We start from the raw sequence: 11,906 nt of genomic DNA on the forward strand, positions 1-11,906 counted from the left end.
CGTTCACCCGAATCCAAAAGATTCTCGTGAACCGCCCGCCCCCCGGCCACGTGCAACGGGTATGCCCGACACCAGCACCGGCGAGCTGTGCAGGCTCGTCATCACCGGACCGACCAGTCAGGTCGATCTGTCGGTGCCCGTGCACGTGCCGCTCGCGGACCTCCTTCCCGCCCTGCTGCACGCGCTCGGCCCGGACCTTGCCGACCGCGGTCTCGAACACAGCGGCTGGGTACTGCAGCGACTCGGTGAGACCCCGCTGGACGAGGACCTCACCGTCGACGAGCTCCACCTCGTCGACGGGCAGCACCTGCACCTGCGGCCCCGCTCGGAGCAGATCCCCCCGCTCGACTTCGACGACCTGATCGACGGCATCGCCGACGGCCTGGCCAACCGCTCGGGCCTGTGGCGCGTGGCCTGGACCCGGGCCGGCGCCCTGGCCGTCGCGGTCGCCACCCTGATCACCGGCGTCGCCACCCTGTGGTTCGAGGACGACTCGATCGCCCGCGCCGCCTTCGGCCTGGTCGCGGCCATCGCCCTGCTCAGCGGCAGCTGGCCGGCCGAGCGCCGCGCCCAGGACCGCACCGTCGCCGTCGTCCTGGCCGGCGGGGGAGTGCTCTTCGGGATCGACGGCGCGATCGGCCTGGCCCGGGCCTTCGAGCTCGATGCCGACATCGCCCCGGCCGTCACGATGTTCGCCGTCACCACGCTGCTCGTGCTGACCGGCCTGGCCGCCATCATGATCATCGCACCGCGTCGCCCGGGCCCGTGGATCACCCTGGTACTGCTGCTCGCCGGACTGTGCCTGGCCACCGGCGTGCTACTGATCACCACCGACCTCAGTGACGCCCAGATCGGCACCCTGGCACTGCTTCTGGGAGCGGCCTTCCGGCCCTACGTGCCCAACATCGGATTCCGGCTGTGCAAGCTACGGCTGCCCGAACTCCCGGTCACCCCCGAGGACCTGCAGAAAGACATCGACCCCGAACCCGGCGCCGAGGTCCTCGACGGCGCCACCACGGCCGACCAGTCGATGACCGCGATCTACGTCGGCATCGGCCTGGCCTCCGCCGTCGCCCTGGTCCTGCTCGCCGCCGAACCGGGCTGGCTGGGCCCCGCCACCGCCGCCGTCGCCGTCGTGCCGCCGCTGCTGGCCCTGCGGGTCATGACCAGCGCCTGGCACCGCCTGGCCCTCGCCCTGCCCTCCCTGACCGGCCTGGCCGCACTCGCGATCTGCACCGCGATGGACGCCAGCACCATGTGGCGCCTGGCGCTCGCGGCCGCCCTGGCCGCTACCGGCGCCACCCTGGCCACGCTCGGCCACACCCTGCCGCTGCGCCGCCTCACCCCGATCTGGGGCCGGATCGGCGATGTCGTGCACGTGATCGCGCTGGCCGCGCTGGTGCCGCTGGCCATCGGCGTCCTGGGCTACTACGCCCTGATCCGTTCGATGGTGGGCTGACATGCAGTCGCGCCGGGACCAGGTCGAGGCCCAGTCATACATGCACCACCGGCTGACCGGTGCACTGGTCAGTGCCGAGCCGGACGGCCTGGACAACCCCACCGGCCGCGACCTGCGCGGTATCGCGGCGAGCATCATGGTGGGCCTGCTGGCCTGCGGCGCGGTGGCTCTGTACGCACTGCTCTCCGGCCGGGGGTCCACGGCCTGGCAGGCGGCCAACACGCTGATCATCGACAAGAGCGACGGCAGCCGTTACCTGATGGTGGACGGGCTGCTGCGCCCGGTCGAGAACCTGGCCTCGGCCCGGCTCGCCGTGGGCGGTTCGGTGAAGACCGCCTCGGTGAAGAGCAGCACCCTGGAAGACGTTCCGCGCGGCGAGCCGATCGGGGTGAGCGGTGCCCCGGACAACCTGCCCGCTGTCTCCACCCTGAACACCGGGGTCTGGAGGGTCTGCGCGACCACGCCGGAGACCCAGTACGTGCAGGCGCCCACGGTCGCCCTGGTCTCGGACATCGGTGGGCAGCCGTCGGCCGACCGGTTCGCCGACTCCGAAGGGCTTCTCGTCACCGCCCCGGGCCGGAGCCTGACGCTGCTCTGGCAGGGGCAGGCTCTGGAACTGGCCGAACCCTGGGTCGCCGACGTGTTCGGCTGGGGCAACGTGACCCCGCTGACCGTTCCCACCGCCTGGCTCGACCTGTTCCCGGCCGGTCCGGCCCTGGCCCCCCAGGCCGTGCCCGGGGCCGGGGACGCCGGGCCGACGATCGACGGCGAGCCGACGAAGATCGGTGACTTCTTCTCCACCGGCACCACGCCGGAGAGCACCTACTACCTGCTCCAGAAGAACGGCCTGTCGGCGCTGACCCGCACCCAGTACCTGCTCGACAGTGCCGATTCGGGGCGGCCCACCCGCACGATCAGCGCGGCCGCGCTGGCCTCGGTGCCGAAGGGGCCGGCGGCCTCGGGCAACGGGCTGCCGCAGGAACCGCCGGCCATCGACGCCCCCGCCGCGGGCTCCGCCCCCTGCGTGGAGTACCCCGGCAAGCTGCGCGCGGACCGGGCCGACCTGGTGCGTGCCGCGCTGCCGACCGGAGCCCACACCGGTTCCGGGAAGGGGCAGGAGAGTGTCACCGACCCCACCCAGGCTGTCCGGGTGGTTCCGGGATCCGGCCGTCTGGTAGGACTTTCGCTGGCCAAGGACGGCTCGAACCCGAGCTATCTGCTCGTCAACGATTCCGGCACCGTCTACCCCCTGGCCAGTACCGACGTGATCAAGGCCCTGGGGTACGACGCCAAGCGGGCGGTCCCGGTACCGCCGGCGTTCATCGACTTGCTGCGCCCCGGAACCCTTCTCACCACCTCCGGCATGCGCTGATGCGGATGTCGGGGACGGACTCACAGACCACCGGAACCTGCGTAAGCGCAGTGCCTTTCCGGAGAGGAGCCGGCGCTGCCGAAAGACGGTGCGACGGTGCGTATGACCCGACCAGGAGAGGAATTCGCAATGGCGGAAGTTACCCAGACCGGTCAGAGGACGTTCGAGCCGGTCACGACCAAGAACATGCTGGCCGCGTTCGACACCGCGGAGGGCGACTGTAAGACCATCAAGGGCGGCGTCGAGCAGGCGTCGGCGATGCTGGCGCAGGCCTACCAGGGTGACGCCGCGACGCGTTACCAGAACAGCATGTCCGAGTGGATGACCGGTTTCCGGCAGATCGAGCAGGCGCTCGCCATGATCAACGAGTCGATGGGCGTCTACCGCACGGTGTCGGTCACGACCGAGACCAACAACCAGAGCTACGCCAGCGGCTGGGCCAACGGCTGATCCAGCTGTACGGAACCACCACCGAACATCACGACGGATCCTGGGAGAAACCATGTCGGACGGATACAGCTACAACCCCGCAGGTGGTCTGGACACCAGTGCCGACCTGATCGCGGTGACCAAGAAGCTCGAGCAGTCGCTGGACGCCCTCGAGCGGGCCGCCGAAGCGTTCAAGCAGGCCAACCACGGTGAGGCCCCCGCCAACTACTCCCTCGCGCAGGCGCAGTGGAACCAGGGCCAGATCAAGATGAACATGGCCATGGGCAAGGGCATCAAGGCCCTGGACGAGATCCACGCCGCGATCCTGCACGGTGACCGCGTGGGCGCCAACCAGTTCCTCTGAACCCGGAGTCCGGTGGTGCCATCGGTGACCGGAACCCGGTCGCCGATGGCCCCGCACGAGAAGACAGGCAGGTGCGATGGCTGACAAGATCACGATCAACGAGGCGTACCTGAAGGCCCGGATCACGGACTTCACGAACTTCGATACCGAGGCCTACAACCGGCTTCACACCTTCAACTGGGGTGGCAACCTCACGGCCAACCTGACCACCGCGCTGCGGATGGGAACGGGTAAGGACGGATTCACCCCCGGCAAGGACCTGTACACCGCGGCCGAAGGTGTCAGGAGCAACTTCTCCACCCGGATGACGCAGTTCAAGGAGCAGTCGCAGCATCTCTACAGCGGCCTCCAGGACCTGCTGGACGACCAGGAAGAGATCCAGTCGCTGAACAACATCACGGCTTCCGAGTTCGGTGACTACGTCGGCGAGACCACCAGTGGGCTCGGCACGACGACCACCGGTAACGGTGAGACGGCCTGATCCGCGCTGACGCGGTGAGGGAGTAGGGAAACGGCAGGAACGGCAGCCGGCCGGACCGACCGGCAAGGCCGGATCGGTGCGGCCGGCTGACGGCCGGACACGTCAGGAGCGATGAGGGCGATGGCAGGGTACGAGGTCGGCACCACGATCTGGGACGTTGTGAACAACGTCCTGGGGTTCGGGCTCGGCACCGGTAAGGACGGTGCGATCTCCCAGGAAGTCACGCCCGCAGCGATCGGGGCCGGCAACGCCAAGCCGTGGATCTACTCCGACGGAAAGCACGACAAGCTCACCGCGGGGTGGAAGCCGGGCGCCGGGGAGGGCAAGCTCGTCTTCTGGCGGAAACACCCGGGTACCCACGTCGAGTGGATCGACATCAAGATCTCCGGCACCGCGGACAAGGGCACCACCATCCGCAAGGAGGACGACGGTACCTTCACCGGTGACCTGGCCAAGATCCGCGACGCCTGGGTCTCTTTCGTGCGGGACGTGCCGAACTACGTCGGAACCGGTACCGACTCGCGCCTGAACCCGAACAGCATCGCCGAGGCCCGGGCCCTGCTCACCGCCGCCGCGACCTACTACGAGGCACGTCACAAGGACATGGAGGCGATGCTGGCCAACCTCAACAAGGACGAAAAAACCTTCCGGGGCTCGGCCAGCGAGGCGTACGAACAGCGGGTCCAGACCGCGATGCGCAAGGTGGAGAACGTCAAGTCGAAGCTGGATGCCTGGGACAAGGCCTTCGACAACGCTTATCACGGTGCCCGGCTCTTCCGTGACCACCTCGTCACCGAGCTCTACAACCTGTCCCGGCAGTACGACGGCCAGATCCTCAACCCGCACAACTTCGTGATCAAGGCGCTCAACGGGGCGAAGGTCGAGAGCACCTACAACTCGACCCAGCCGAGCTACACCTACGGGCCGGACGGCAGCCTGATGTACGACAGCCCCGACCCGAACGCCGCGCTGACATCGCTCAACGACGACCACAACCTGACCTCGGACGGTTCCGCCGGTGACAAGGGCGGCGGTCTGATCACCGACCAGGTCGCCAACTGGTACACCATCCAGATCACGCTTCCCGGTCTGCCGATCCCCGGCCCGTACGACGTCTTCGTCGAGAACAACTGGAAGCTGATCGACGCCCAGATCCGCCAGATGTGGGCCAAGACGGTTGCGGATGCCTTCCCGGAGACCATCAAGCAGGCCGCGCAGATGGTGGTCGACTTCACCAACGCGACGGCCGCGCTGATCCCGCCGGACATGCGGCCCAACCCGAAGATGAAGAAGCCGAACGTCGATACCGGCGGGAACAACAACTTCTGGCCGAATTACGCGAACTACTTCCCGAACTACAACACCGGCGGTGGGGGCGGTGGCGGTGGCGGCGATCTCAACATCAACTTCCCCAACCTCAACTTCGATGGCCTCGGTGGTGGTGGCGGGGGCAACCTCAACTTCGACGGCCTCGGTGGTGGCGGCGGTAATGGCAACCTGAACCTGGACGGCCTCGGTGGTGGTGGCGGGGGCAACCTCAACCTCGACGGCCTCGGTGGTGGCGGCGGGGGGAACCTCAATCTCGACGGTCTGGGCGGCGGCGGTGACGGCCTGGGCGGCGGTGGCGGGAACGAGAACCTGAACATCCCGGAAACCGCGTTCAGCTCGGGTGCGGGTGGGGGCCTGGATCTGGACGGGGACGGGATTCCGGATTCTGAGCAGTTGGGTGCGGGTGCGGGTGGGGGCCTGGATCTGGATGGCGACGGGATTCCGGATTCTGAGCAGTTGGGTGCGGGTGCGGGTGGGGGCCTGGATCTGGATGGCGACGGGATTCCGGATTCTGAGCAGTTGGGTGCGGGTGCGGGTGGGGGCCTGGATCTGGACGGGGACGGGATTCCGGACAGCGAGGGCTCCACCGGTGGTTTCGGTGGTCTGGGTGGTCTGGGGGCCGCGGTCCCGACGACCCTTGGTCAGCTCGGCGGCAAACAGCTGGCCGCGCTGCGCGACGCGGGCGCCCTGGACGACGTTCCGCTGACCGACGAGATGCGTGACGCGCTGGACGAGGCCGGTATGGGCGCGGGCGGCGCCCTGAACCTCGGCGACCTGAGTGACGACCAGCTCGACACGCTGGCCGACGCCGGACTCCTGGACGGCATCGAGCTGAGCCCCGAGGACCAGCAGGCACTCTCGGACGCGGGCCTGCTCACACCGGACGACCTGGGTGACCTGTCGGCCAGCCAGCTGGACGCGCTGCAGGAGTCCGGCGCCCTCGACGACGTTCCGCTCACCGGCGCCATGATGGACGCACTGGACGCGGCCGGTATGCCCGCCGACGGAGCCGGCAGCCTCGGCGATCTCGACCTCCAGCAGCTGGACGCACTCCAGGACGCCGGGCTGCTCGACGACCTGGCCCTGACCCCGGAAGACCAGCAGATCCTCCAGGACGCGGGACTTCTCGGCAGCGCCGACGGCCTGGACCTGGGCTCGTCACTGGCCGATCAGCCGCAGGACCTGGGCGATCTGTCGTCCGGACAGCTCAACCAGTTGCAGAACGCCGGCCTGCTGGACGACATCCCGGTCACCCCGGAACAGCTGGCCGAGCTCCAGGCCGACGGTCTGCTCGGCTCGGACACCTCCGGCATCGACAGTCTCGGTGACCTGAGTACCGGTCAGCTGCAGGACCTTCAGCGGGCCGGTCTGCTGGACGACCTCGACCTGAGCCCGACCCAGCAGGCCGAACTGGGTCTGGACGACAGCGGTCTGGGCACGTCGGGTCTGGGCGGTCTGGGCACGGAGGATCTGAGCACCGGCGGCACGTCCGGGCTGGGTGGTCTGGGCGGTCTGGACACCGACGGTCTGGGCACAGGTGGTCTGGACGGTCTGGGCACGGACGGTCTGAGCACCGGTGGAGTGGGTGGTCTGGGCGGTCTGGGTACGGACGGACTCGGCGCGGGTCTGGGTGCCGGTCTGGGCGCTGGTCTGAGCCCGGACTCGTTCGGCTCAAGCACGCCCTCCAGCCAGTTCCCCACCGCGGTCGACGGTCTGGACGTCGGTGGTGGCGTGGGCGGTGGTGGTCTCGGTGACCTCGGCAGCGGCGGCGGTACGCCGCTGAAGAACGTGTCGCAGCCGATGTCCTCGACGATGCCCGGGGGTGTCGGACTGGCCACGGGCGGGCTCGCCCCGAACGGCGACCTCGAGGGCGTGAGCAATATCGGCTCCCTGGGCACGTCGATGGAGGACGCGCTGGCGGCCGACGCGGCGGCGGCCAAGAGCGGTACCGGCTCCGGGATGATGCCGCCGATGATGCCCCAGGGGGCCAACAACCAGGGCGGCAAGGAACGCGAACGCAAGACCTGGCTGACCGAGGACGAGGACGTCTGGGGCACCGACCCGGACGGCGCCCCCGCCGTGATCGGCCGGTCGGACGACGACGACACCGAATCGACCGAGGAACCGACGATGCCGGGCTTCCCGTCCTCGCCGCGCCCGACGCAGCGTCCGGACCACCAGCGTCGCCCCGGACGGGCCTGAGAAGCGCGTGAAAGATTGTTCAGTAGCAGTTTCGGGACGCGGGCCGAGCGGCCACACAGATCAGGGGCGATGAGGAGCGATGGCACCGTACGATCCGGGCAGCACGATCGAGGACGTGGTGAACACCGTGCTCGGGTACGCTCTGGGTGCGCCCGGTGGTCAGGGCGGGGTCGACCGGACGGTCACCCCGACCGAGGTGGGGAAACCCTCCTCGGCCCCCTGGCTGGTCCGGGTCGCCCAGGGGGAGAAGCCCACGGCCGGCTGGACCCCCGACCGCACCGAGGGCAAGCTCACCTTCTGGCGGCGGCTGGACGAGACACGTAACGAGTACGTGGAGATCCAGCTCGCCGGTACGCCGAGCATCAACACCTACGACTCCGGGGCGGCCGGCAGCGGCAACCTGGTGCTGGCCCGGGACGCCTGGCAGGCGTTCTTCCGCGAGGTTCCCGGGTTCATGGGTGACGGCAAGGTGCTCGACCCGACGAGTATCCAGAACACCCGACTCTGGTTCGCCGCGACCGCGAACTTCTACGGTGAGAAGTACGACCAGATGGTCGCGATGCTGGAGAACCTCGACCAGAACGCCGAGTCGTTCCGCGGTTCGGCCAGTGAGACCTTCGTGCAGCGGGTCAACACGGCGATGGGCAAGGTGCAGGGGGCCCGCGAACGCGCCCAGCAGTGGGACAAGGCCTTCGACAACGCTTATCACGGGGCCCGCATCTTCCGCGACCAGACCTTGCGGGAACTGGCGAACCTGGGGGCCCGGTACGAGGGGGCCCTGCTCAACCCGATCAATTTCGTGATCAAACTGCTGAACAGCGCCCGGGTGGAGTCGACCCTGGCCTCGGTCGCCGGTCAGGACCTCAATGCCGGTCACAACGTGACCTCGGCCGGCATCGTGGGAGCGGGCTCCAGCGATGCCAAAACGGTTCCCACGCACACCATCCTGATCACGATTCCGGAGCTGGGCGCGGCCGCCGGCCCGTACGACGTCTTCGGCGCGGGCGGCTGGGAAGCCCTGGACGCGGCGATCCGGGCCAAGTGGGCGGCCGAGGTGTCGGCGCTGTTCCCGGACACCCTGACCGCATCGGACCAGCTGGTGATCGACTTCCAGAACGCGACCGCGGCCCTGGAGGGACGGCCGATCCCCACCGATCCCACGATCGTGGTGACGGATCCGGGCCCAAACGCGAACAGCAACCCGAACATTCCGGTGAACGGCTCGGAGAACAACTTCGTCACGGAAGGGAACGGCGTCACCGGGGGCAACGCGGATCTGGGGAACTCCGACACGCTCTTCAAGGACGTGCCCGAGTCGGGCGGCACCTCCGGTGGGGTCACCGGTGGGGACGGGCTCACCACGAACACCTTCTTCTCCGGCGGCGGCAACGGCCCGGGCGAGTTCTCGCCCCAGAGCCTCGACGCCGGTTCCATGGGTGCCGGGAACGGTGCCACCACTCAGTTCGCGCAGACGGACGCGGGTGGGGGCGGAGGTGGCTTCGGCAACGGTTTCGGTGACGGCAGCGAGGGTTCCGGTTCCGGGTCGACGTTCGCCACGACCGGCGGCTTCGGTGACGGTTTCGGTGACGGCACCGGCGGTTCGGGCTCCGGCGCGGACTCGGGGACGGGCGGCGGGATGATCTCCGGCGCGGGTCTGCTGATGGCCGCCAGTACCCGGGTTCCGGGTGCCGACGATTCGCAGAGCGGTGGCGGCGGCACCTTCGGCTTCAGCGGTACCGGTATGAGCCTGGGGCAGATGCAACGGGACGAACTGCAGAGGGTGCATGACGCCGGTCTGCTGGAACAGTTCGTGCTCACCGACGAGATGCTGGATGCGCTGCGGGCGGGCGGCCTGCCGGCTGACGGCGCGGTGACCCTCGCCGAACTGAGCATGGATCAGCTCGGTGTGCTGCAGGATGCCGGCCTGTTGGACTCACTGACCCTGAGTTCCCAGGACCAGCAACTCATCACGGACAACTGGACCCTGGGAACCGACGGGCTGGGCGACCTGAGCGCGTCCGAACTGATCCGGCGGCGCGACGACGGGGCTCTGGACGGCATCTCGCTCACCGACGACATGCGGGACGCCCTGGCGGACGCCGGGCTCGGCGGTGGCGATGCATCGACGCTCGGTGACCTCACCGACGATCAACTGATCGAGCTGCAGGACGCCGGTCTGCTCGACAACCTGCCGGGAGCGGACGGTCAGGCCGTCGACGACGGTGGCATGCTGTTCGCGGCCCGGCAGCTCGACCTCGGGACGATGCTGAACGAGCAGTTCGACATTCCGCAGGACCTCGGTGATCTCAGTGTCGGCCAGATCAGTCAGCTGCAGGATGCCGGGCTCCTGGACGACGTCACCCTCACCCCCGATCAGATCATGGAGCTGCAGCAGGACGGTCTGCTCGGCGCCGACACCTCGGGCTTCGACGTGCTGGCCGATCTGACCCCCGGTCAGCTCGAAGACCTGCAGCGGGCCGGGCTGCTGGACGACCTCGGTCTCACCCCGGCCCAGCAGGCCGAACTGGGCCTGGGCGGTCAGGGCGGTACGGGCGGTACCGGGAGCACGGGCAGCTCGACGAAGCTTGCGCTGTCGCCGGGCGGTTTCGGCCTGGACCTGCCCTCCAGTCAGTTCCCCACGGCTGTCGACGGTCTCGGTGTCTCCGGCGGCGGGGGCGTCGGTCTGCCCTCGGGCACCGGAGCACCCCTGGGCAACGTTTCCCGTTCGCTGGCTACCGATCTGGGCAGTGGGACGGGATTTTCGATCAAGGCTTTCCCCCCGGGCGGGCAACTGTCGGGGGTCGAGCACATCGGAACCCTCAACATGCCCTCGGCCTTGGCGGGCAGCGCCGGTGCCGGGGCGGGAGCAGCGGTCGGAGCGGCCTCGGCCGGCTCGATGGGGTCGCCAGGGATGGGCGGACCAGGCATGATGTCACCCCACATGCCGATGTCCGCCATGCCGGGCGGCGGCGGAGACAGGAAACGTAACCGTAACAAGGACTTGAATGTCGCCGACCTCGATGACTTCTGGGGAGCTGATCCGGAGGTCGGGCCGGCGGTGGTCGGACGCACCGATGTCGATGTCCGCCAGCCGCTGGAGGCGCCGGCGGTACGGGACGCGGAGGCCGACACCGACTTCCTGAACACTCCCGGCCGGGTGCGCCGACCCGAGGCCGGCCGATGAGCCGCTCGGTGACAACCACGATGACCAGCTTCATGACCAGGCAGGATCGGAGGATTCAGTGAAACCCGATGACAACATCACGGGCGATTTCGAGCGCGCCCAAGGTGAGCTGGACGAGGTGCGGCGGCTGGCCGAGGACATCCGCACCCGCGGTGACGCGGCCGTCTTCAAGGTCACGCCGAAGAACAAGATGTTCACGGTGACCGTCGGCGGCCGGGGCAACGTGCAGGACATCACTTTCCGGGCCACCGCCTATCGTTCCCTGGCCCCGGCCGAGCTGGGTAAACTGCTGGTCGAAACCATTGAACAAGCTCGTGAGCAGGCGGTTTCCGCGGCGATGGCCAGCATCGCCGAGATTTCGCCGACCACCGCAATGCCGCTTGACCTGCTGAAACCGGCCTCTTCCATGGACGAGCTGATGGACAGTCTGCTCGAGGCCGCCGGGCAGTTCATGCCCGAGACCGCGCCCGACAGTATTCCGAGACGCAGGGAGATCACATGAGCGAACAGATCGTCCACAACTCCAAGGACCTCGGGGAGAAGATCGTCGGTCTCGACAGTCTGCGCGACGTGCATGCGCAGACCGAGAACAGCCTGGTGCGCGACTTCGGCCAGATCGGCGAGATCATCGACGGTGAGGCCATCGACGAGCTTTCGCAGGGCATCGACGCCATGTGGAAGATGGTGCGGGAGAACTCCACCGCGGTCCTCGGCATGTGTGGCAACGTGCTGAACGACCAGCAGTTCGGCGTGAGCAACGCCAAGACCGCGCGCGACATTGCCGGCGCGGACGCCTACTCGGCGGCCAGCGGCTGGAGCGAGGGCTCCACCGGCGGCGGCAAGCACTGACACCCGGGCCGGCCGTTGTGTGCCACACACAGCGGCCGGTCATTGCTCGTCCGGCAGCGTTGCCGCATTGAACTGCAGCAGCGTCTGAGCGGGAGGAGTAGCCGGTGTCTATCTACAGCACGGACACCAAGCTTCTTCTTGAGGCCATTACCGGTGTGAAGTATCCGGCGGCCAATGAGTTCAAGATGAAGGCCGCGGGCGGGGCGGTGCGTCGGAATGCTCATTTGGTGCGGACTT

General features: G+C 68.5%; 9 protein-coding genes. All 9 read left to right on the forward strand.

The features are described from left to right. Positions 1–61: 61 nt before the first annotated feature. The 9 genes from eccD to QSK05_RS35085 all read left to right on the forward strand — a co-directional run bounded on the left by eccD (position 62) and on the right by QSK05_RS35085 (position 11,669). A complete protein-coding gene (eccD, locus tag QSK05_RS35045; RefSeq protein ID WP_285601719.1) occupies positions 62–1,459 on the forward strand; it encodes a type VII secretion integral membrane protein EccD in 1,398 nt (465 codons plus the stop codon). 1 nt (position 1,460) lies between these two features. Then, positions 1,461–2,831 carry a type VII secretion protein EccB gene (gene eccB, locus QSK05_RS35050; RefSeq protein WP_285601720.1) on the forward strand — a complete coding sequence of 457 codons (1,371 nt, stop codon included), beginning with the start codon at positions 1,461–1,463 and terminating at the stop codon, positions 2,829–2,831. 129 nt (positions 2,832–2,960) lie between these two features. Then, the gene (locus QSK05_RS35055) at positions 2,961–3,281 is read left to right on the forward strand and encodes a WXG100 family type VII secretion target (protein ID WP_285601721.1); all 321 of its coding nucleotides are present in this window, start codon (positions 2,961–2,963) and stop codon (positions 3,279–3,281) included. Between the two features lie 52 nt (positions 3,282–3,333). Further along, entirely contained in the window at positions 3,334–3,624 is a 291-nt protein-coding gene (locus QSK05_RS35060) for a WXG100 family type VII secretion target (RefSeq protein ID WP_285601722.1), read from the forward strand. Positions 3,625–3,700: 76 nt separating this feature from the next. After that, on the forward strand, positions 3,701–4,105 hold the full coding sequence (locus QSK05_RS35065; protein WP_285601723.1) for a hypothetical protein: 405 nt from the start codon (positions 3,701–3,703) through the stop codon (positions 4,103–4,105). Positions 4,106–4,225: 120 nt separating this feature from the next. Further along, the gene (locus QSK05_RS35070; RefSeq protein ID WP_285601724.1) at positions 4,226–7,636 is read left to right on the forward strand and encodes a hypothetical protein; all 3,411 of its coding nucleotides are present in this window, start codon (positions 4,226–4,228) and stop codon (positions 7,634–7,636) included. A 79-nt stretch (positions 7,637–7,715) separates the two neighbouring features. Beyond that, on the forward strand, positions 7,716–10,820 hold the full coding sequence (locus QSK05_RS35075; RefSeq protein WP_285601725.1) for a hypothetical protein: 3,105 nt from the start codon (positions 7,716–7,718) through the stop codon (positions 10,818–10,820). Between the two features lie 58 nt (positions 10,821–10,878). Then, complete coding sequence (locus QSK05_RS35080; RefSeq protein WP_285601726.1) at positions 10,879–11,322, forward strand: YbaB/EbfC family nucleoid-associated protein; 444 nt, start codon at positions 10,879–10,881, stop codon at positions 11,320–11,322. Further along, positions 11,319–11,669, forward strand: coding sequence for a hypothetical protein (locus tag QSK05_RS35085; RefSeq protein WP_285601727.1), 351 nt, complete (start codon positions 11,319–11,321; stop codon positions 11,667–11,669). The genes QSK05_RS35080 and QSK05_RS35085 overlap by 4 nt, the downstream gene beginning before the upstream one ends. Positions 11,670–11,906: the final 237 nt, after the last annotated feature.

Origin of the sequence: Kineosporia sp. NBRC 101731 (assembly GCF_030269305.1) — a bacterium.
Lineage (GTDB): Bacteria > Actinomycetota > Actinomycetes > Actinomycetales > Kineosporiaceae > Kineosporia.